The sequence below is a fragment of the Ferrovibrio sp. genome (assembly GCF_036381655.1).
GTDB lineage: Bacteria > Pseudomonadota > Alphaproteobacteria > Ferrovibrionales > Ferrovibrionaceae > Ferrovibrio.
The window spans coordinates 26,880-46,977 of sequence record NZ_DASVCJ010000032.1 but is presented as its reverse complement, the minus strand read 5'-3'; the positions used below and the strand labels follow the sequence as shown (position 1 = coordinate 46,977).

The following is a 20,098-nucleotide window of genomic DNA, read 5'->3' as shown; positions in this document are numbered from 1 at the left end:
CCGCATCGAGCGCTTCTTCTGCCGCCTCAAGCAGTTCCGAGCCATCGCCACCCGCTACGACAAACGAGCCGACCATTTCGCAGCAGCCACAAAGCTCGCCGCCGCCATCCTCTCATACAATTGACGACACACCCTAGCGGTCCAACCGCAACAATGTTGAACGTGGCGCTTACCTTGAAGTCATGTTAGCCGATAGGGATTAGCGGTCCAACCGCAACAAAATCGTTTGCCGCATGCCCGAGTGCACGATGTTAGCCGATAGGGATTAGCGGTCCAACCGCAACCCCGGTCAACGCTCTCGATCTCCCATCGCTATGTTAGCCGATAGGGATTAGCGGTCCAACCGCTTGCGCTTGTACGCTCCCTCACCCCTCCGCCCGATAGCGCTGCAGCACCGGCAAGGCCGATTCCACGGCCGCGCGGCCTTCGGCGATGGCGTCCCTGGCGCGGTCGAACTGCAAAAGGCCCATGCCGGCCAGCCGGGGCATCAGCAGCACATGCGGCGGATCGCCGGCCAGCCGGGCGCGGGTGATGCGATCCTGCATGATGTTGATCGCCGTGGCCAGCACGTCGAAATAGCCCGGCGTCTCCGGCCCCGGCTGCAGCAGCTTGCGCGTGATCAGCGAGGCCTGATTGCGCAAGGCATTCGGCATCTGGCTGAGAATGCGGCCGAGAAATTCGTTCTTCGCATGGGTTTCGACCTCGCCCTGATCGGGCGTCTCCTCGACGAAGCGCCGGCCGAGCAACTCGCCGTTCAGGTTGACCGCGATGATGACCTCGGCGCCGAGCGCGCGGCAGGCCGAGACCGGCACCGGATTGACCAGCCCGCCATCGAGCAGCCAATGCCCGTCATGCGATACCGGGCTGAGGATGCCGGGAATGGTGATCGAGGCGCGCACCGCTTCGGCGATCTGGCCGTCCTGCAGCCAGACCTCGCGGCCATTGGCGAGATCGGCCGCCACGGCGGCGAATTTCTTCGGATAGCTTTCGATCGGCGCGTCGATGCCGAGCCGGTGCAGATAGGCGACGATCTTCTTGCCGTCGATCAGGCCGCCGCCGGTGACGCGGATGTCGAGCAGGCGCACGATCTCGCGCCAGGACATCGTCTCCGCCGAAGCCTTCAATGCATCGAGCCGGCCGGCGATATAGGCGGCGCCGACCAGAGCCCCCATCGACGAGCCGCAGACGACATCCGGCTCGATGCCGGCCTCGATCAGCGCTTCGATCACGCCGATATGGGCCCAGCCGCGCGCCGCGCCGCTGCCCAGAGCCAGTCCGATCCGCGGGTTGCGCATGCGGGCCTCTCTCGCTTTCGGCCCGTCAGGCCAGCCGCTCGCCCTTCAACAGGCGCGGCAGCTTGCCGACATCGCCCATGGCATGGCGCATGAAGAATTTCTTCAGCGGCGGGATGCGGTCGACGACGCCCAGACCGAGATCGCGCGCGATGCGGATCGGCGCGATGTCGTTCGAGAAGAGCCGGGTCAACCCGTCGGTCACGGCGCTCAGCACCAGCGTGTCGGTGCGGCGCCAGCGGGCATAGCCTTCCAGCACATCGGCCTGGCCGAGATCGAGACCCAGGCGTTTCGCCTCGACCAGGGCTTCGGTCAGCGCGGCGATGTCGCGCAGGCCGAGATTGAGACCCTGGCCGGCGATGGGATGGATGCCATGCGCCGCATCGCCGATCAGCGCCAGACGGTGATCGGTGTAACGCTCGGCATGCAGGAAGGTCAGCGGATAGGACCAGCGCGGGCCGACGACATGCGCCTCGCCATAGCCGCTGCCGAAACGGCGCCGCATCTCGGCATCGAAGGCCACGTCCGGCAACGCCATGATGGCCGCGGCGCGCGCGGTCGGCTCGGTCCAGACGAGCGACGAGCGGTGCCGGCCTTCGGCATCGTCGGTCATCGGCAGAATGGCGAAGGGCCCGGCGGGCAGGAAGCGTTCCTGCGCCGCGCCTTCATGCGGCAGCTCATGCGCCACCGTGCAGACGATGCCGGTCTGCTCGTAGGACCAGCGCATGGTGCGGATGCCGGCGCCCTCGCGCACCATCGACTGGCGCCCGTCGGCGCCGATGACGAGGCGGCAGTGCAGTCCGGTGCCGTCGCCAAGCTCGAGTTCCGCGGCGCGGCCGGAGCCGGGCATGCCGCGCGCGATGCGGCTCACCCCCATCGGCGCGAACAGCTTCAGCAGCGGCAGGTGCTCCAGCGCGGCCTGCTGCGCCTGACGCATGATGCGGTTCTCGACCATGTAGCCGAACGGCTGATCGCCGATCGCGGCATGGTCGTAATGCAGGAACAGCAGCGAATCGCCATCGGAGACGCGGATATCCCACATCGGCTGCGCCGCGCCGACATGGCGCCACAGGCCGATCGCGTCCAGCATGCGCTGCGAGGCCAGCGCGATCGCCGAGACGCGGCCGTCGAAGCCGGCGCCAAGCGCCCGGTCGGGATCTTCGCGGTCGATCACGGCGACGGAAATGCCATGCGCGGCGAGCGCGATGCCCTGCGTCAGGCCGGCCAGCCCGCCGCCGACGATGGCGACCTCGAAAGCCTGAATATCCGGTGAATCTGTCATGGCCGTAGCTTCGGCGCCTCGCCCCGGCTTGTCCAGAGCCGGGCCGGCCGAAACCGGGATGGACGCCACCCCGGGGCCGTACTAGCCTTAAGGGCATGCCGCGATGGATGCCGGTCCTTCTGCTGACGGGGTGCATGGCGGCCGGCTTCGCTGGCGCCGGCGAAGCGGCCGAGGAGAAGATCGCGGTCGATCTGGAACTGCAGCTTGCCGTCGACATCTCGGGCAGCATCGATGCCGACGAGGCGCGGCTGCAGCGCGAGGGCTATGCAAGGGCGATCTCGGATCCCGCCGTGGTCAAGGCGATCCAGAGCGGCATCAACGGGCGCATCGCCGTATCCTATTTCGAATGGTCGGACAGCTACAGCCAGCAGGACGTCTTCGGATGGATGCTGATCCAGGACCAGGCCAGCGCCGAGGCCGTGGCGCGCCGCCTGATCGAATTCCCGATCCGCACCGCCCGGCGCACCAGCATCTCCGGCGCCATCCTGCATGCCCTGCCCCGCTTCGGCAGCAGCCCGTACAAGGGCCTGCGCCGCGTGCTGGACATTTCCGGCGACGGCCCGAACAACGACGGCTCGCCGGTCGATCTCGCCCGCGATCAGGCGGTCAATGCCGGCATCGTCATCAACGGCCTGCCGATCATCAACGACCGGCCGAATAGTTGGGGCTTTCCGGTGCTGAAGGATCTCGACCGCTATTACGAAGGCTGCGTCACCGGCGGGCCGGGCTCCTTCGTCGTGGTGGCGGAAAGCTTCGAAACCTTCTTCGAGGCGATCAGGCGCAAGCTGATCCTGGAGGTCGCCGCCCTGCCGGCCAGGCCGGAAACCCTGCCCCGCCACGGCCCGCTCGTCCGGATCCAGCGCAATGCCGGCTACGACAAAGGCTGCGATATCGGCGAACGGCAAAGCCAGGATTTCTGGCGCCGGCGCTATGAGCAATAGGCGCTCCCGATGGCCCTCAGTGCGGGCGCGGCGGCTTTCCCGTCGTCGTCCCGATGATCTTTTTCGGACCGCCCGGCGAATCGGGCTGCCGCGCCTTGGCCGCGCCCGGTTTTTGCCGTATTCCCAGGGAATAAGGTCGCAACCATAGCAGACGGACAGGTCCGGCCGGGCACCCGTTCCGCTTCATTCTTCTTGGGGAGTATCCGCTCATGACTTCGCGCCAGGCTCCGGTCCAGAGTCCCTTCGACCGCGCCGATTTTCCCTTTGCGCTGCGGCAGGTCACCGAGGCCGCCGCTTTGGCCGCCTACGACTGGGTCGGCCGCAGCGAAAAGGAAAAAGGCGACGGCGCCGCCGTCGATGCCATGCGCAGGGCGCTCAGCGAGATCGACATCAACGCCGTCGTCATGATCGGCGAAGGCGAGAAAGACCGTGCACCGCTGCTCTATCGCGGCGAGCGGATCGGCAAGGCCGAGCCGGAAATCGAGATCGCCGTCGATCCGATCGAAGGCACGACGAACATGGCCAACGGCGTCGAGAATTCGATGGCGGTCTTCGCGCTGAGCCCGCGCGGCAGCATGTTCGACCTCGGCCCCAGCTTCTACATGGACAAGCTGGTGGTGCCCAGGGCGGCCAGGGGCAAGGTCGATCCGACCTGGCCGGTGAACAAGAGGCTGGCCGCGCTGGCGGCGGCGCTGGACAAGCCGGTCTCGGAGCTGCGCATCTTCGTGCTGAACCGCAAGCGCCATCATGCCATGATCAAGGAGATTCACGATTGCGGCGCGCGCACGGTGCTGTACGAAAACGGCGATGTCGCAGGCGCCTTCATGGCGCTGCAGAAGGGTCATGGCGTCGATGCGCTGTTCGGCACCGGCGGCTCGCCCGAAGGCGTGATCACGGCGATCTTCACGAAAGCCCTGGGCGGCGATTTCTTCGGCCGCGTCGATCCGCAAAGCGACGAGGAGGCCGCCAAGGTGAAGGCGTTCGGCCTCGACAGCGGCAAATGGCTGAGCGGCAGCGAACTGGTGAAAAGCGACGATGCGATCTTCGTGGCCAGCGGCATCAATTCCGGCCCGCTCTGCCGCGGCGTCAGCATCGAGCGCGGCGAGGTGCGCATGCACACGGTGATCCTGATGGCGAAAACCGGCGCCCGCTACGACCTGGTCAGCCGTTTCCCGAAACCCTGAAGCGGAGCGGCGCATGGTTGTGCGCGAAATCGCGATCAAGCCGTTCGCCGGACAGAAGCCGGGCACCTCGGGCCTGCGCAAGAAGGTCGACGTCTTCCAGCAGCCAGGCTACCTCGAAGCCTTCGTGCAGTCGGTCTTCGATACGCAGGATGCGCTGAAAGGCGGAATGTTGGTGCTGGGCGGCGACGGCCGCTACTTCAACCGGCAGGCGATCCAGACCATCCTGCGCATGGCGGCGGCGAACGGGATCGGCCGCGTCCTCGTCGGCCGCGCCGGCATCCTTTCGACGCCGGCGGCCAGCGCGGTGATCCGCCGCCACAGGGCGCAGGGCGGGCTGGTGCTGTCGGCCAGCCATAATCCGGGCGGGCCGGAAGGCGACTTCGGCATCAAGTTCAACATCGCCAATGGCGGCCCGGCGCCCGAGGCGGTGACCGAGGCGATCTACCTGCGCACGCAGGGCATCGAACGCTATCGCATCCTCGATGCCGCCGATCTCGATCTCGATCGTGCCGGCGAGCGCAAGCTGGGCGACCTGACGGTTTGTGTGATCGATCCGGTCGAGGATCACGCCGCCATGCTGCAGGAGCTGTTCGATTTCGATGCGATCCGCGCGCTGCTCGGGCGGCCGGATTTCCGCTTCCGCTTCGATGCCATGCATGCCGTCACCGGACCCTATGCGCGGCGGCTGTTCATCGACCTGCTCGGCGCGCCGGAGGGCGCGGTCGTCAATGCCGAGCCGAAGGAGGATTTCGGCGGCGGCCATCCCGACCCCAATCCCGTCCATGCCAAGGCGCTGTATGACGAGACCGTGCGCCAGGACCGGCTCGATTTCGCCGCCGCCTCCGACGGCGACGGCGACCGCAACATGATCCTGGGCGCCGGCATCGCCGTCTCGCCCAGCGACAGCCTCGCCGTGCTGGCCGCCAATGCGACGCTTGCGCCGGGTTATGCCAAGGGCATCGCCGGCATCGCGCGCTCGATGCCGACCAGCCGCGCCGCCGATGCCGTGGCCAGGGCGCTGCAGGTGCCCTGTTTCGAGACGCCGACCGGCTGGAAATTCTTCGGCAATCTGCTCGACGCCGGCCGCATCACGCTCTGCGGCGAGGAAAGCTACGGCACCTCGTCGGACCACGTGCGCGAGAAAGACGGCCTCTGGGCCGTGCTGTTCTGGCTCAACATCCTGGCCCGCCGGCCGGGCGAGACGGTGCTGTCGATCCTGCAGCAGCATTGGCGCCGCTTCGGCCGGCACTACTACAGCCGGCACGATTACGAAGGCGTCGATGCCGCCAAGGCGCAGCTTGCGCTGGATGCCCTGCGCGCGGAGTTGCCCACGCTCATCGGCGGCAGGATCGGCGATTTCGCCATCACCGCGGCCGACGATTTCGCCTACCGCGATCCGATCGACAACAGCGAAAGCGCGCGGCAGGGCCTGCGGGTGATCTGCGGCGAGGATGCGCGGCTGGTGGCGCGATTGTCGGGGACCGGAACCGAGGGCGCGACGGTGCGCTTGTATTTCGAATGCTTCGAGCCCGATCCGGCGCGCCAGCAGGACGACGTACAGGCCAGGCTCAAGCCGCTGATCGACTTCGCCGAGCGCTGCACCGGCCTGCGCCAGCAGACCGGTCGCGCGGGACCCGATGTGATCACTTGACGAACCGGGAGAAGGCCATGTCGCTGCCGCCGCCGATCGACCAGACCCCCGCCTGGCGCGCGCTTGCCGCCCATGCCTCGGCGACGCGCCAGCGCAGCCTGCGCGAGCTTTTTGCCGCCGACCCGCAGCGTTTCGATGCGCTCTCCTTCCGGTGCGGCGACCTGCTGCTCGATCTGTCGCGCCAGCGCATCGATGGCGAAACGCTGCGGCTCCTGATCGACCTGGCCGAGGCGGCGGATGTTGCCGGCTGGCGCGAGCGCATGCTGCGCGGCGAGCATGTCAACGTCACCGAGGACCGCGCGGTGCTGCATACCGCCCTGCGCCTGCCCGAGGACAAGAGCCTGGCGGTCGACGGCACCGACGTGGTGAAGGACGTGCATCGCGAACTGCGCCGCATGGCCGAGATGGTCGACGCGATCCGCGGCGGCGTCTGGCGCGGCGCCAGCGGCGAGCGCTTCCGCCAGATCATCGCCATCGGCATCGGCGGCTCCGATCTCGGCCCGCGCATGGTGGTCGATGCCCTGGCGCCCTACCGCCAGGACGGCCTCGACATCCATTTCGTCAGCAATGTCGACGGCGCCGATATTTCGCGCGCCCTCGCCGTCTGCGATCCGGCGGCGACCCTGGTGATCGTGGCGTCGAAGACTTTCACGACGCAGGAGACGATGACGAATGCCGAGACGGCGCGCGACTGGCTGAAGAAGCAGCTTGGCAAGGATGGCGCCGAAGCCGGCGCCTGGACCAGGCATTTCGTCGGCATCAGCGCCAATCCGCAGATTCCAGGCAAGTTCGGCATCCCGCCCGAGCGGGTGCTGCAATTCTGGGACTGGGTCGGCGGACGCTATTCGCTATGGTCGGCGATCGGGCTGCCGATCGCGCTGAGCATCGGCATGCCGCGCTTCCGCGAGCTGCTGGCCGGGGCGCACGCGATGGACGAACACTTCGCAACGGCGCCGCTGCAGCGCAACCTGCCGGTGCTGATGGCCCTGGCCGGAATCTGGAACATCAATTTCCTCGGCTTCAAGGCCCTGGCCGTACTGCCCTACGATCAGGGCCTGTCGAAGCTGGCCTCCTATCTGCAGCAGGCGGACATGGAGAGCAACGGCAAGGGCGTCGACCGCTGGGGCCGCAGCGTCGGCTATGCCACCGGTCCGGTGGTGTTCGGCGAGCCGGGCACCAATGGCCAGCACGCCTTCTACCAATTGCTGCATCAGGGGCCGCAGCCGATCCCGGCGGATTTCATCGTCCCGCTGGGCAGCCATTACCGGCTCGACCGCCATCACGATATTCTGCTGGCCAATGCCTTCGCCCAGGCCGAGGCGCTGATGAAGGGCCGCACGCGGGCGGAAGCCGAAGCCGAGCTGCTGCAGGACGGCATGGCGCCGGAAAAGGCGGCGATGCTGGCGCCGCAGAAGGCCTTCCCCGGCAACCGGCCGAGCACGACGATCCTGCTGCCGCGCCTCGATCCGTATCACCTGGGCATGCTGATCGCGCTCTACGAACACAAGATTTTCGTCCAGGGCACGATCTGGGGCATCAACTCCTTCGACCAATGGGGCGTGGAACTTGGCAAGCAGCTCGCCAAGCCGATCCTGGAGGAGCTGACCAGGCCTGATGCGAAGCATGCGCATGATGGCGCGACCAGTGCGATGATCGCCATCGCGCGCGGCGCTCCGCGGCTGACCTGACCAAAGACATCGTCCTCGGGTTTGCCCGGACAGGCGTCAGCCAGGCATGTCCCGACGGGCGTCAGCCCGGCAGCTTCTCGATGGCCGCCAATCCGTCCTTCATCAGCTTGCCCGCGGCGTTGCCGCCGCTGATCAGCTCCAGCATGCGCACGGCGCCATAGAGTTGCTGCTTGACGGCTTCCCTGCCGAGCGCATTGAGCTTGCCCGCCTTGATATCGCCGATCAAAGCAGCGCCGCCCTGCTCGATCTGCTGGCCGAGCGTCTTCAGGGCCGCGTCGATTTCCTTTTCGCTGCCGATCTCGGCCGCCACCTTCGCCACTTTCTGGATGGCGAAGACGCGGTTTTCCGCCTGCAGCTTGGCTTCGAACAGCGCCTCGCGGTCCGCTGCCGTCGCGCTATCGAGCGCCGCCAGAATCCTGCCGTCGGCGCCGCCGAGAATGCCGCTCCTGACCATGTCGCGCAGCTTGGCGCCGGCGGCATCCATTTCCGGCTGCGGGCCGTCCGCCATGCCGTCCGCCTTGAGGCGCGTCATCATGCGCACGAAATCGTCGACCATGCCGGCGATCGCGCCGTCCCCCAGCCGCACCGGATCGGCACGGCCGATCGATTTGAAAAAGCGCTTGCTGTCGCCGGCGATCACCTGGCGCGCATACTGGCCCGGCTTGAGATCGGCGAAGCCGGTGGGCAGATCGCCCAGGCCGTCGCAGATCGGCAGCAGCTGGAAGGGATCGCTCATCCGGCCGGTGACGATGGCGATCATGTAGCCCGGCCGGCCGGCGCCGCTGCCGCTCAAGGCCGCGTAATGCTCCCTGAACGTCTCGATCTGCCCGTCCAGCAGCTTGCCGACCGGCTTGGGCGAGAATTCCTCGCGCAGGGCTTCAAGCGGCCTGGCGATTTCCAGCACGCCGACCATATCGATCAGATCGAGCAGAACCGTCTCGCCGCCCAGCCTGGCAACGAGCTCGGCGCGATAGGCCGCGTCCGCCTCGGCCTTGGCGATCTCCTGGCGCAGATGCCGCGCCGCGATGGCCCAAAGAGTGGCGCCGAATTTGGCGATGCGCGGATCGGCCAGGGCGCCGATGGCCGGGGCCGGCGAGGCGCGCAGGCTGGCTTCCAGTTCCTTCACCGCCGCGCCGTCCAGGCCTTGCACGACGAAATCCCAGCACGGCGCCAGGGAGGCGCGCGAAATGCGGCCGAATTGCTTGTCGTCGTCTTCCGGCAGGATCAGCAGGTCTTCGAAGGGATGGCAGAAGATGCGCTGCAGGGTCAGATGCCGCGGCGGGCGCGTCTTGACCAGCCGCGGCCTCAGGGTGCCGAGCGCGGCATTGGCCATCGCCGCCGACAGCGCGACGGCGCGCGAGCGCTCGATCAGCAGCGTGAGCTGCGCCACCTTCTCATCGGGAATTTCGAACAGCTTGCGCTCGATATCGCGCAATTCGGCGGCCAGATCGCTCATATCCGCCCCTGCTTCACCGCTTCCACGCGTCTGATCATTTCGATGTCGAGAACCCCCGAATTCCACCCCTCCAGCGCGCGCACCTGCATGCGGTTATTCTCCTGCATCGCCTGTGCGTTGGGCCGATTGGCGGCCTCCTTTTCCGGAATGATCGGCAGAATACGGTAAATTTCCGTTACCGCCGCCCGCTGCGTATCGCGGTCCTGCCGCTCGGCATCCTGCCAGAGCAGGATGATGAATTCCCAGCCATCGACTGTCCACCACAACCGCTCGAGATCGCGGTGCAGGTTGAGCAGCGCCTTGTCCCAGTTGCTCAGCACACGGTCGGCATAGTCGACCGGCCGCAGCACCGACGCCATCAGATCGTCGGCGAAATCGGCGGTGAAATACGCGACCTTGACGATGCCGCGGGCGAGGTCGGCGGCGTCCGACTTGTCGGTCTCGGCCCAGTCGCTGAGCCGGTCGGCGAAGGACATGATGCCGCCGGCCAGGCGGCGCAGGCGGGACGGCTTGGGCATGCCGGGCAGGCCAATCGGCGCCAGCAGCAGCCCCCAGGACTGCAGCCGGTCGTAAAGATCGTTCGGCGTCGTGGCGAAGCGCTTGGCGATCCCGGCGAGGCCGTCCTTGACGCGTTCGCGGCCGGCGGCCGAGGTGAAGTCGGACATATGCAGATTCACCTGCCCCTCCGACATCGTCTCGATCACCGATTTGGACAGGAAGAAGCGCGTCAGCACGATTTCGTTTTCATCGTCGTTGAGGGCTTCTTCCGCCGCGCGCTGCGCTTCCGGTCCGGCCAGGCCGGTCTTGGCGGTTTCCAGCGTCGCCTTGCGGATATCGGGCGGCAGGCAGGAGCCGCCGCTCAGGATCGTCTCCTGCAGCGCGCGGTCATGCATGGTGAGCGAGAAGATGTCCGGCACATCCTTCCAGCGGATCACGTAGGTGCCTTTGACCCCGGAGAAGGCGGAGACGGTCAATTCGAGATTGTCGCGGCTGTCCTGGCGCACGCGCGACTGGCTGAGCGCCGGGGTCGTGAAGGCGACGGCCGTGCCGCGCTCCTCGAACCTGGCGGGCTGGAATTGCTGCCCCGCTCCCTTTGGAAAATTCATCCCTCTACGCCCGACGGTAGAATAGCCGCAACACCAGCCCTACTTAATCACAAGGCCGGGTCGCCGCAAATACCGGCGGCATTCAGGTCAGCCAGATTCGGGATTTTTCGATCACCCGGACGGTTTCGTCCCACAGGACGAAGCGCGGCAGGTCGGCCGGGTCGACCCAGGCGACCGCCGCGGCATCGTCGCCGGCCACCGCCTCGCCGCTGAGCCAGCGGGCGGCGTAATCGATGATGGTGTAATGGTAGGCGATGCGGCCGGCATCGTCGCGCTGCACGGCGTCGATCACCTCGACCAGGCCGAGCAGCTCGATCTCGATTCCGGCTTCCTCGCGCAGTTCGCGGCGGATGCCCTCGGCAACCGATTCGCCCAGGATCTGGGCGCCGCCCGGCAGGCTCCAGATGCCGGCGCGCGGCGGCTTGCCGCGCTGCACCAGCAGAACCTTGCCGTCCTTCCAGACCACGGCACCCAGACCGACCAGCGGCTGCGCGGGATATTCACGCGACATCGGACAGCCCGCCCCGGCTGCGGTCCAGGCCGGCGGCGGTCATTCCGCCGCCAACGCCTGCCTTGCGTTGAGCAAGTCCCAGATCTTCTGCGGCGTCGCCGGCATGTCGATATGGGTCACGCCCAGATCGGCCAGCGCATCGACCACCGCGTTGATCGTCGCCGGCGCCGAGCCGACCGCGCCCGCCTCGCCGGCCCCCTTGACGCCGAGCGGATTGGTCTTGCACGGCACCTCGCAGAGGATCACCTCGATCTCGGGGAGATTGTCGGCGCGCGGCACGCAGTAATCCGTGAAGCTGCCGGTCAGAAGCTGGCCGTCGGCATCATAGACGACGCGTTCATACAGCGCCTGGCCGATGCCCTGCACCACGCCGCCATGAATCTGGCCCTTGACGATGGTCGGGTTGATCACCCGGCCCATATCGTCGGCCACGACATAGCGCACGACCTGCGCCACGCCGGTCGCCTCGTCGATCTCGACCTCGCAGGCATGGCAGCCATTCGGGAAGGTGATCGCCTGCACCTGCCAGTCGGCGGCGGTATCCAGGCTGGCGCCGCTGTGGCGGGCGTGCTCGGCCACTTCCATGATGCCGACGCCGCGATCGGTGCCGGCGACGCTGAAGCGGCCGGCGGCGAATTCGATATCGGTCTGGGCCGTCTCGAGCATCTCGGCGGCGACCGCCTTGCCCTTCTCGATCACCTCGTCCTTGGCCTTGAGGATCGCGCCGCCCTCGGAATAGAGCGAGCGCGCGCCGCCGGTGCCGCCGCCGGTCGGGATCGCATCGGAATCGCCCTGCAGCACGCGGATCCTGTCGAAATCGACGCCGAGCTGATCGGCGACGATCTGCGTATAGGCCGTCTCATGGCCCTGGCCGGTCGATTGCGTGCCGACATAGACCTCGACGAAGCCATCGGGCGTGAACTTGATCTCGGCCCGTTCGGTCGGCGCGCCGCCGGTGGCTTCGAGATAATAGGCCATGCCGATGCCGCGGCGCTTGCCGCGCTTCCTCGCCGCGGCGCGGCGGGCCTCGAAACCGGCCCAGTCGATCGCCTTCAGCGCGGTGTTCGAGGTATTCTCGAAATCTCCCGAGTCGTAGACGAGGCCCATGGCGCTGGTCCAGGGGAAGGCGCTCGGCGGGATGTAATTCTTGCGGCGCAGTTCGGCGCGGTCGACGCCAAGCTCGCGGGCGGCGACATCGATCAGGCGCTCCATCAGATAATTCGATTCCGGCCGCCCGGCGCCGCGATAGGCGTCCACCGGCACGGTATTGGTGAAGACGCCCTCGACGCGCGAATAGACGCCCTGGAAGCGATAGACCGAGGACAGCACCTTGGTGCCGGCCATGGTCGGGATCATCGGCGCATAGGTGGACAGATACGCGCCCATATCGGCGATGTTGTGAATCCGCAATGCCAGAAAGTGGTTGTCCTTGTCCAGCGCCATCTCGGCATGGGTGAGGTTGGCGCGGCCCTGCGTGTCGGTGAGGAACGCCTCGCTGCGTTCCGATGTCCACTTCACCGGCCGGCCCAGCGCCCGGCTGGCGAACAGCGTCATCACCTGTTCCGGATAGATGAAGATCTTCATGCCGAAACCGCCGCCGACATCGCGGGTCACGACATGGAATTTCTCCTCCGGCAGGCTGAAGATCTTGGCCAGCACCTTCTTCTGCACCCAGACGCCCTGGGTCGGAACGTAGAGCGTGAAGCGGTCGGCCTCCTTGTCGAACGCGGCGATCGCGCCGCGCGCTTCCATCGAGGCGACGACGACGCGGTTATTCTCCAGCGTCAGCTTGACCGTCTTGGCGGCCTGGGCGAACAGCGCATCGATCTTGGCCTTGTCGCCGACCTCCCAGTCGAAGGCACGGTTGTTGGGCGCCTCGGGCCAGATCTGCGGCTGGCCGGCTTCGGTGGCGGTGGCCAGATCGGCGGCGGCCGGCAGCGCATCGTAATCGATCTCGACCAGTTCGGCGGCATCGCGCGCCTGCGCGAGGCTCTCGGCGACGATGAAGGCGACCGGATCGCCGACATGGCGGACCATGCCATCGGCCAGAGCCGGACGCGGCGGATCGGCCCGCAGGCTGCCGTCGCGGTTCTTCAGCGGGATCGTGCAGGGCAGATTGCCGACGCCCGCGGCCTTCAGATCGGCAACGGTATAGACGGCCAGCACGCCCGGCGCGGCCTGGGCGGCCTTGGTGTCGATCCTGGAAATCTTCGCATGGGCGTGCGGCGAGCGCAGCACCACGCCATAAGCCTGGCCGGGCAGGTTGATGTCGTCGGTATATTGTCCCTGGCCGGTGATGAAACGCTGATCTTCCACACGGCGAACCGGCTGGCTCTGGCCGAACTTGGTCATCTGGAGCTTCCTTTCGGGGAGACGCGCTGGAGACTGGGGCTGTCCCGGAGCAAAATGATAGGGATTCCGACCGCCCTTTCAACCCGTTCCATGCCGGCCCGATTGCATGGCGACATCCGTCATGGGCCATAGGCCCGCAGCGAGCGATAGGACCAGAACGGCAGGGCGCCGTTGATCACGCAAAAGGCGGAGAACAGGAAGACCGCGGTATAGCCGCCGGTCAGGTCGTGCAGCCACGCGCCGACCAGCGTGCCGAAAGACACGCCCGCACCGGATCCCACCATGATCGTGCCGAAGATGACGCCGAAACGCCGCCCCTGGAAGATCCGCGCCGCCGTCGCGCCGACCATCGGCCCGCGCGCCCCGAAGGACAGGCCGACCAGCAGCACGAAAGCGGCCAGCAGAACCAAGTTCTGATGCGCCTTGAGCGCCCAGAGCGAGGCCAGGCCGGCCAGGCTGAAGCAGTAGGACAGGGCAGCCGAGGCATGCCGGCCGATCCTGCCGTCCAGCCAGGCGAAGCCGAGGATGCCGATCGGGGTCAGCACGCCGACCAGACCGTAGATCGAGGCGGCCTGCAGCGGCGGATAGCCAAGCTCGACCAGATAGGCGACGGCCTGCACCATCACCGAGAACATGCCGGAACTGGTGAAGAAGAAGACCGAGGCCAGGCCCCAGAAGGCGGTGGTGCGCATCGCCGTCGACAGCGTCCATTCGGCATCGGCCGGCATGTCGTCCGATGCCGACGGCGCTGGCGGCGCGATGCGGCCGGCCTGCACCGTCGGCCAATGCAGCAGCAGCAACGAGGGGGCGAGCAGCAAGGCCACGCCGGCGAGCGTAAGATAAGCGATGCGCCAGCCCCAATGCTGGATGACGAACTGCGCCAGCGGCACCAGCAGCAGCGAGCCGATGCCGAGCCCGGCATAGACGACGCTCATGGCGCGCGACAGCTTGGCGCCCTCGAACCAGCGCGCCAGCAGCGCGGAATGCGGCGCATTGCCGAGCGAAGCCGCCGCCGTGCCGACGCCGATGCCGATGAAGACGTAAAGCTGCCACAGCTCGGTGGCCAGGGATGCGGTCAGCAGGCCGGCGATCAGCATCACCAGACCGCCGATATAGAGCTTCAGCGGGCCGAAACGGTCGAAGCAGTAGCCGGCCAGCGGCGCAATGCCGCCGGCCAGCAGCATCTGCACCGAATAGATCGCGGCGACCTTGGCGCGGTCGGCGTTGAACTCGTCGGTCAGCGTCAGCAGGAACGTGGTGAAGGTCTCGCCGGCGCCGCGCGAGAGCGCATTGAGCATGAAGCACAGACCGACCAGCAGGAACGCGCTCTTCGCCGCGCGGCCGGCGGTCCTCTTACTGGATCCATCCTCCGACATGGTCAGCTCTCGGCACCGCTTTCCGCCTGCTTCAGCATATTGCGGGCGATGACGAGCTGCTGGATCTGGCTGGTGCCCTCGTAGAGGCGGAACAGCCGCACATCGCGGTAGAAGCGCTCGACGGCGAATTCCTGGATATAGCCGGAACCGCCATGGATCTGCACGGCCCGGTCGGCGACGCGGCCGACCATTTCGGAGGCGAAGTATTTGCAGCAGGAGGCTTCCATCGAGACGTTCTCGCCGGCGGCATAGCGCCGGGCCGCGTCGCGGATCATGCAGCGGGCCGCATAGGCCTCGGTTCGGCTGTCGGCCAGCATCGCCTGGATCAGCTGGAATTCGGCGATCGGCTGGCCGAACTGCTTGCGCTCGCGGGCGTAAGTCACCGATTCGTGAATCAGGCGCTCGGCGGCGCCGACGCACATGGCCGAGATATGCAGCCGCCCGCGATCGAGCACCTTCATTGCCGTCTTGAAGCCCTGCCCTTCCCTGCCGCCGATGATGTTGGCGGCCGGCACTTTCACGTTGTCGAAGATGACGTCGGCGGTATGCGCGCCGCGCTGGCCCATCTTCTTGTCCGGCTTGCCGATACTGATCCCCGGCGATTTGGCGTCGACGATGAAGGCGGTCACGCCGCCGGCGCCCTTGTTGTTGGGGTCGGTGCGCGCCATCAGCGTGAAGATGCCGGCATGCGGCGCGTTGGTGATGAAGCGCTTGGTGCCGTTGACGACATAATGATCGCCCTGCCGCTCGGCGCGGGTACGCAGGCTGGCGGCATCCGACCCGGCGTCGGGCTCGGTCAGCGCGAAGGACGAAATCACCTCGCCGCTGGCCAGCCTGGGCAGCCAGGCCTGCTTCTGCTCGGGCGTGCCGTCGATCAGGATGCCCTGGCTGCCGATGCCGACATTGGTGCCGAACATGCTGCGGAAGGCCGGCGAGGTCCAGCCGAGTTCGAAAACCAGCTCGACCTCCTCGGCCATGTCGAGGCCCAGCCCGCCATATTCCTCGGGGATGGACAGGCCGAACAGGCCCATTTCGGCGAAGCTGCTGCGAATCTCGTCGGGGATGCGGTCTTCGTCGGCGACCTGCTTTTCCAGCGGCACCAGCCGCTCGCGAATGAAGCGGCGCAACGTCAGCCGCGTCTGCTCAAGTGTTTCCTTGTCCATGGTTTACAACTCTTCCACTGGTCTGGCGTGAACTTGGCATAAGTCGAGCGGGCCGGGAAGATGTCCGCCATCAGCCTCGACGGAATGCCAGCGCGGCAAGCCAGCCGACCATGACCGCCAGCAGGACGGCGACCAGTCCATAGACGGCGGGCTCCTGCCGCGAGAAATCGTAGATCTGCTGCTCAATCCCCTGCTTGTCGATGAACAGCGGGGTCGATTGCGCCGCGATGATGCGGTCATCCCGGATGAGATAGACCTCCGCCCGGTAGGTGCCGACCGGCACGGTCGCGGGAAAATCCATCTCCGCCCTGAACAGCTTGGGGCCGAGGAATTCCAGGCCGCCGATGCTTTCATTGAACAATCCTTCGCGCGTCTTGTGGCGGATCACGGCCTCGCGGAAGCTGGCAAGGTCCCTCGGCGGCTTGGTGCCGAGATAGCGGAAACGCAGGTTGTTCGCGCCGATCTGCAGGCGCTGGAGCAGGGGTTCGGGCGCGATCTCGTTCAGCGGCGCGCTGCTGATCACCGCATAGTAACCGGGAACGCTGTCGAACCGTTCCGAATGCCGGGTCAGCCAGAAGCCAAGGATGCGCCGCTTGCGCCGCACCACGACCTTGGTGGCCGGCCCGCGCACCACGACGATCACCTCGCCCGGCTCGTCGATGGCGCCGAACAGCAGAAGCTGCGTGCCGGTGAAGTTCGAGGTGATCGCGATCAGATGCGACGACAGATCGGTGATCAGCGGCGCATCGGCGGGCACCGGGCCGCGCGGCGCATTGCGGCTGGCCTGGGCGGCCGCCGGCATCGCCGCAAGGACGGACAGCGCGGCAAGCGCCGCCAGAAGAGTGATGAGGATGAGCGCCGGCCGCCTCATTGCGCGCTCACCTCGAGGATGTAGAGGTCGTCCGGCGGGATCACCAATCCGGTCGCCAGCACCACCGCCACGGCCAGCACCAGCGCCCCCAGCAGGCCGCGCAGCTGTTCGCCGCGCAGCAGGCCGCCATGCCGGGCGCCGTATTGCGCGCCGACGACGGAGCCGAACAGCAGCAGCAGCGCCAGGGTGAAATCGACGGTCTGGGTGGTGATGGCGTGCAGTATGGTGGTGTTGGCGGTGACGAAGACGGTCTGGAACAGCGAGGTTCCGATCACCACCGCGGTCGGCATGCCGAGCAGGTAGATCATCGCCGGCACCAGGATGAAGCCGGCGCCGACGCCCATGATCGCCGAGAGGATGCCGACGACGATGCCGATGCCGATCGGCATCAGCACGCTGATGTAGAGCTGCGAGCGCCGGAAGCGCATCTTGAACGGCAATGCGCGGATGACGGGGTGATCGTGCAGGCGCTTGCGGCGCTTCAGGGCCGCGCTGGCGTCGCTTTTGCGCAGCATGGCGCGGACGCTCTCGATCAGCATCAACGAGCCGATCAGGCCGAGGATGACGACATAGGACAGCGAGATCACGGCATCGAGCTGGCCGAGCTGCTTCAGCAGGGTGAACAGCCAGGTGCCGAAACCCGAGCCCATGAGGCCGCCGATCAGCAGCACGATGCCCATCTTGAAATCGACCGCGCCCTTGCGCCAATGGGCATAGACCGCCGAAACGCTGGAGGCGACGACCTGGTTGACGGATGCCGCCACGGCGACCGGCGGCGGCACGCCGATGAAAATCAGCAGCGGGGTGAGCAGAAATCCGCCGCCGACGCCGAACAGGCCGGAGAGATAGCCGACCACCCCGCCCAGACCGAGAAGCAGCCATACGCTGACTGACATCTCGGCAATGGGAAGGTAGATCTGCATAAAGGACGGCCGGAGACCCTAGGATTACAGTCCAAAACTACGCGATTTTTTAAGATCGCACGACAATCATTGCGATTTCGTGACGCCTTCTTTCGCCATTCCAGCTTCGCGGCCGTCCGGCGCCGGCACCCCGGCGCTTTCCAATTCCCGCCCCAGCCGACCGCTCAGGAAGCTGAAATACATGCGGAAATCCGAGAATAACGACCAGAACGGATATTGGAAGGTGGCCGGGCGGTTCTTCTCGACAAAAAAGTGCCCGATCCAGGCCGGACCGTAGCCGGCAACCAGACCGGCGAGCAGCCAGGGCCATTCGCCGGTGCCGATCAGCATGGCGAGGCAGACCAGGGCCAGGGTGGTGCCGAAATAATGCCAGGCGCGCGTCGTCGGCTTGCCATGCTCTCTGAGGTAATAGGGCCAGAAATCCCGGTAATTTGTAATCCGATTGTCGGACATTTTGGTTTCCTCCTTCATTCTCAGCGCGGCTTAAATCCGAATGTTATACCGGTATTCTGCCATAAACTACAAAATGCGGCAGTGCGGCAGAATCCATTTGACGTTTACGTAAGCGGAACGTAAGAGTCTCCCGACTCACTGTCCATGAACCCAAGCCTAGGGAGGCTTACCGTGTCGGAGAAAACCTACACGATCACCGATCTGTCTCACGAGTTCAAAGTGACGGCCCGCGCCATCCGCTTCTACGAGGACAAGGGCCTGCTGCACCCGTCCCGCCAGGGCATGATGCGCGTCTACAACCGGCGCGACCGCGCCCGTCTGATGCTGATCCTGCGCGGCAAGCGCCTCGGCTTCAGCCTGGCCGAGATCCGCGAGATGATCGACCTCTATGACCTCGGCGACGGTCAGGTCGAGCAGATGAAGCTGACGCTCCGGCGCTCGCGCGAGCGGCTGAATGTGCTCGAACAGCAGCGCCGCGACATCGAAACCGCGATCGCCCAGCTCAAGACCGACATTTCCAATATCGAGGATTTCCTCAAGGCCAACCAGAACGGCAACGGCCGGCAGCTCACGCTGAAGGAATTCCGCGAGAGCCGGGCCAAGTCGCTGGCCGAAGTCGCCGAATAAAATATCCAGATCAGGCCGCCAGGCCTAAACTTCGTTCGTTTCAAGTCCGTCCGCTCGTGCAAGGAGACGCATAATGCGCAACGTGGTGATTGCCGGCTATGCCCGCTCGCCGTTCACGCTGGCCCGCAAGGGTGCGCTGACCAAGGTCCGCCCCGACGACCTCGCCGCCCAGGTGGTCAAGGCGCTGATCGAACGCACCGGCGTCGACCCGAAGGAAATCGAGGATGTCGTCGTCGGCTGCGCCTTCCCCGAGGGCGAGCAGGGCCTGAACGTCGCCCGCCTGATCAGCTTCCTGGCCGGCATCCCGCAGGAAGCCGCCGCGACCACGGTGAACCGCTTCTGCGGCTCGTCCATGCAGGCGATCCATCAGGCCGCCGGCGCCATCCAGTTGAATGCCGGCGAAGCCTTCATCTGCGCCGGCGTCGAGAGCATGACGCGCGTGCCCATGGGCGGCTTCAACACCCTGCCCAACCCGAAGCTGCTGAAGGAATATCCGCAGGCCTATGTCTCGATGGGCATCACCGCGGAGAATCTGGCCAAGAAATACGGCATCGACCGCAAGGCGCAGGAGCAGATGGCGATCGAGAGCCACGCCAAGGCGGCGGCGGCGCAGAAGGCCGGCAAGCTGGCCGATGAGATCGTGCCGATCGTCGACGGCAACAACCGCGTCGAACTGGACGGCTGCATCCGCCCGGATACCTCGGCGGAAGGCCTTGCCGGCCTCAACCCGGCTTTCGACGAGAAGGGCACGGTGACCGCCGGCACCTCCTCGCCGCTGACCGACGGCGCGTCGGCGACGCTGATCTGTTCGGAGGATTTCGCCAAGGCGCATGGCCTCAAACCGCTGGCCCGCATCAAGTCGGTCGCCGTCGCCGGCTGCGCGCCGGAAATCATGGGCATCGGCCCGGTGCCGGCAACCGAGAAGGCGCTCAAGCGCGCCGGCCTGTCGCTGAAGGATATCGACATCATCGAGCTGAACGAAGCCTTCGCCGCCCAGGCCCTGGCTTGCGTGAAGCAGGCCGATTACGACATGAGCAAGGTCAACCTGGACGGCGGCGCGATCGCGCTGGGCCATCCGATGGGCGCCACCGGCGCGCGCATCACCGGCAAGGCGGCTTCGCTGTTGAAGCGCGAAGGCAAGCAGTTCGCGCTGGCCACGCAATGCATCGGCGGCGGCCAGGGCATCGCCACCGTGCTGGAAGCCGTCTAAGCGCCGGAGCCG

General features: G+C 66.5%; 17 protein-coding genes and 1 pseudogene. 7 read left to right on the top strand and 11 right to left on the bottom strand.

Annotation, left to right across the window (positions count from 1 at the left end; all coding sequences use genetic code 11):
- Nucleotides 1-124 (top strand): annotated as a pseudogene (locus tag VF194_RS06580) (IS5/IS1182 family transposase); the annotation flags it as partial.
- Nucleotides 125-365: 241 nt separating this feature from the next.
- Here VF194_RS06580 and VF194_RS06575 read toward each other — a convergent pair.
- Both VF194_RS06575 and VF194_RS06570 read right to left on the bottom strand, forming a co-directional pair.
- Nucleotides 366-1,295 carry a patatin-like phospholipase family protein gene (locus VF194_RS06575; protein ID WP_330889251.1) on the bottom strand — a complete coding sequence of 310 codons (930 nt, stop codon included), beginning with the start codon at nucleotides 1,293-1,295 and terminating at the stop codon, nucleotides 366-368.
- A gap of 25 nt (nucleotides 1,296-1,320) precedes the next feature.
- A complete protein-coding gene (locus VF194_RS06570; RefSeq protein WP_330889248.1) occupies nucleotides 1,321-2,574 on the bottom strand; it encodes a UbiH/UbiF/VisC/COQ6 family ubiquinone biosynthesis hydroxylase in 1,254 nt (417 codons plus the stop codon).
- Between the two features lie 107 nt (nucleotides 2,575-2,681).
- Here VF194_RS06570 and VF194_RS06565 point away from each other — a divergent pair, with 107 nt between their 5' ends.
- The 4 genes from VF194_RS06565 (at nucleotide 2,682) to pgi (ending at nucleotide 8,038) form a co-directional block, all read left to right on the top strand.
- Nucleotides 2,682-3,515, top strand: a complete 834-nt coding sequence (locus VF194_RS06565) for a DUF1194 domain-containing protein (protein WP_330889246.1) — start codon at nucleotides 2,682-2,684, stop codon at nucleotides 3,513-3,515.
- Nucleotides 3,516-3,724: 209 nt separating this feature from the next.
- Nucleotides 3,725-4,699, top strand: a complete 975-nt coding sequence (glpX, locus tag VF194_RS06560; protein ID WP_330889244.1) for a class II fructose-bisphosphatase — start codon at nucleotides 3,725-3,727, stop codon at nucleotides 4,697-4,699.
- Between the two features lie 13 nt (nucleotides 4,700-4,712).
- Nucleotides 4,713-6,350: an alpha-D-glucose phosphate-specific phosphoglucomutase gene (locus VF194_RS06555; RefSeq protein WP_330889242.1), complete on the top strand. Its 1,638-nt coding sequence runs from the start codon at nucleotides 4,713-4,715 to the stop codon at nucleotides 6,348-6,350.
- A gap of 23 nt (nucleotides 6,351-6,373) precedes the next feature.
- On the top strand, nucleotides 6,374-8,038 hold the full coding sequence (gene pgi / locus VF194_RS06550) for a glucose-6-phosphate isomerase (protein WP_414656078.1): 1,665 nt from the start codon (nucleotides 6,374-6,376) through the stop codon (nucleotides 8,036-8,038).
- Between the two features lie 61 nt (nucleotides 8,039-8,099).
- On the opposite strand, the gene VF194_RS06545 is transcribed toward pgi, so the two are convergent.
- The 9 genes from VF194_RS06545 to VF194_RS06505 form a co-directional block, all read right to left on the bottom strand.
- Nucleotides 8,100-9,494, bottom strand: coding sequence for a hypothetical protein (locus VF194_RS06545; protein WP_330889238.1), 1,395 nt, complete (start codon nucleotides 9,492-9,494; stop codon nucleotides 8,100-8,102).
- Nucleotides 9,491-10,600: a hypothetical protein gene (locus VF194_RS06540; RefSeq protein WP_330889236.1), complete on the bottom strand. Its 1,110-nt coding sequence runs from the start codon at nucleotides 10,598-10,600 to the stop codon at nucleotides 9,491-9,493. The genes VF194_RS06545 and VF194_RS06540 overlap by 4 nt, the downstream gene beginning before the upstream one ends.
- An 82-nt stretch (nucleotides 10,601-10,682) precedes the next feature.
- A complete protein-coding gene (locus VF194_RS06535; protein WP_330889234.1) occupies nucleotides 10,683-11,111 on the bottom strand; it encodes an NUDIX hydrolase in 429 nt (142 codons plus the stop codon).
- Between the two features lie 39 nt (nucleotides 11,112-11,150).
- Nucleotides 11,151-13,463 (bottom strand): xanthine dehydrogenase family protein molybdopterin-binding subunit, encoded by a 2,313-nt coding sequence (locus VF194_RS06530; RefSeq protein ID WP_330889232.1) that lies wholly within the window; start codon nucleotides 13,461-13,463, stop codon nucleotides 11,151-11,153.
- 119 nt (nucleotides 13,464-13,582) lie between these two features.
- Nucleotides 13,583-14,839, bottom strand: a complete 1,257-nt coding sequence (locus VF194_RS06525) for an MFS transporter (RefSeq protein ID WP_330889230.1) — start codon at nucleotides 14,837-14,839, stop codon at nucleotides 13,583-13,585.
- Between the two features lie 2 nt (nucleotides 14,840-14,841).
- Nucleotides 14,842-16,002, bottom strand: coding sequence for an acyl-CoA dehydrogenase family protein (locus tag VF194_RS06520; protein ID WP_330889228.1), 1,161 nt, complete (start codon nucleotides 16,000-16,002; stop codon nucleotides 14,842-14,844).
- 70 nt (nucleotides 16,003-16,072) lie between these two features.
- The gene (locus VF194_RS06515) at nucleotides 16,073-16,873 is read right to left on the bottom strand and encodes a TIGR02186 family protein (protein ID WP_330889226.1); all 801 of its coding nucleotides are present in this window, start codon (nucleotides 16,871-16,873) and stop codon (nucleotides 16,073-16,075) included.
- Nucleotides 16,870-17,796, bottom strand: a complete 927-nt coding sequence (locus VF194_RS06510) for a sulfite exporter TauE/SafE family protein (RefSeq protein WP_330889224.1) — start codon at nucleotides 17,794-17,796, stop codon at nucleotides 16,870-16,872. The genes VF194_RS06515 and VF194_RS06510 overlap by 4 nt, the downstream gene beginning before the upstream one ends.
- A 66-nt stretch (nucleotides 17,797-17,862) precedes the next feature.
- Nucleotides 17,863-18,249 carry a DUF962 domain-containing protein gene (locus VF194_RS06505; protein ID WP_330889222.1) on the bottom strand — a complete coding sequence of 129 codons (387 nt, stop codon included), beginning with the start codon at nucleotides 18,247-18,249 and terminating at the stop codon, nucleotides 17,863-17,865.
- Between the two features lie 171 nt (nucleotides 18,250-18,420).
- Here VF194_RS06505 and VF194_RS06500 point away from each other — a divergent pair, with 171 nt between their 5' ends.
- Both VF194_RS06500 and VF194_RS06495 read left to right on the top strand, forming a co-directional pair.
- On the top strand, nucleotides 18,421-18,876 hold the full coding sequence (locus VF194_RS06500; protein ID WP_330889220.1) for a MerR family DNA-binding transcriptional regulator: 456 nt from the start codon (nucleotides 18,421-18,423) through the stop codon (nucleotides 18,874-18,876).
- Between the two features lie 73 nt (nucleotides 18,877-18,949).
- The gene (locus VF194_RS06495) at nucleotides 18,950-20,086 is read left to right on the top strand and encodes a thiolase family protein (RefSeq protein WP_330889218.1); all 1,137 of its coding nucleotides are present in this window, start codon (nucleotides 18,950-18,952) and stop codon (nucleotides 20,084-20,086) included.
- Nucleotides 20,087-20,098 lie beyond the last annotated feature (12 nt).

What these genes read in the sequence shown, in the direction of transcription:
- VF194_RS06540 (WP_330889236.1), bottom strand. Translation starts at nt 10,600, where the DNA reads ATGAATTTTCCAAAGGGAGCGGGGCAGCAATTCCAGCCCGCCAGGTTC.
- VF194_RS06535 (WP_330889234.1), bottom strand. Translation starts at nt 11,111, where the DNA reads ATGTCGCGTGAATATCCCGCGCAGCCGCTGGTCGGTCTGGGTGCCGTG.
- VF194_RS06515 (WP_330889226.1), bottom strand. Translation starts at nt 16,873, where the DNA reads ATGAGGCGGCCGGCGCTCATCCTCATCACTCTTCTGGCGGCGCTTGCC.
- VF194_RS06545 (WP_330889238.1), bottom strand. Translation starts at nt 9,494, where the DNA reads ATGAGCGATCTGGCCGCCGAATTGCGCGATATCGAGCGCAAGCTGTTC.
- VF194_RS06525 (WP_330889230.1), bottom strand. Translation starts at nt 14,839, where the DNA reads ATGTCGGAGGATGGATCCAGTAAGAGGACCGCCGGCCGCGCGGCGAAG.
- VF194_RS06520 (WP_330889228.1), bottom strand. Translation starts at nt 16,002, where the DNA reads ATGGACAAGGAAACACTTGAGCAGACGCGGCTGACGTTGCGCCGCTTC.
- VF194_RS06565 (WP_330889246.1), top strand. Translation starts at nt 2,682, where the DNA reads ATGCCGGTCCTTCTGCTGACGGGGTGCATGGCGGCCGGCTTCGCTGGC.
- VF194_RS06505 (WP_330889222.1), bottom strand. Translation starts at nt 18,249, where the DNA reads ATGTCCGACAATCGGATTACAAATTACCGGGATTTCTGGCCCTATTAC.
- VF194_RS06555 (WP_330889242.1), top strand. Translation starts at nt 4,713, where the DNA reads ATGGTTGTGCGCGAAATCGCGATCAAGCCGTTCGCCGGACAGAAGCCG.
- VF194_RS06510 (WP_330889224.1), bottom strand. Translation starts at nt 17,796, where the DNA reads ATGCAGATCTACCTTCCCATTGCCGAGATGTCAGTCAGCGTATGGCTG.
- VF194_RS06575 (WP_330889251.1), bottom strand. Translation starts at nt 1,295, where the DNA reads ATGCGCAACCCGCGGATCGGACTGGCTCTGGGCAGCGGCGCGGCGCGC.
- VF194_RS06570 (WP_330889248.1), bottom strand. Translation starts at nt 2,574, where the DNA reads ATGACAGATTCACCGGATATTCAGGCTTTCGAGGTCGCCATCGTCGGC.
- VF194_RS06530 (WP_330889232.1), bottom strand. Translation starts at nt 13,463, where the DNA reads ATGACCAAGTTCGGCCAGAGCCAGCCGGTTCGCCGTGTGGAAGATCAG.
- VF194_RS06495 (WP_330889218.1), top strand. Translation starts at nt 18,950, where the DNA reads ATGCGCAACGTGGTGATTGCCGGCTATGCCCGCTCGCCGTTCACGCTG.
- glpX (WP_330889244.1), top strand. Translation starts at nt 3,725, where the DNA reads ATGACTTCGCGCCAGGCTCCGGTCCAGAGTCCCTTCGACCGCGCCGAT.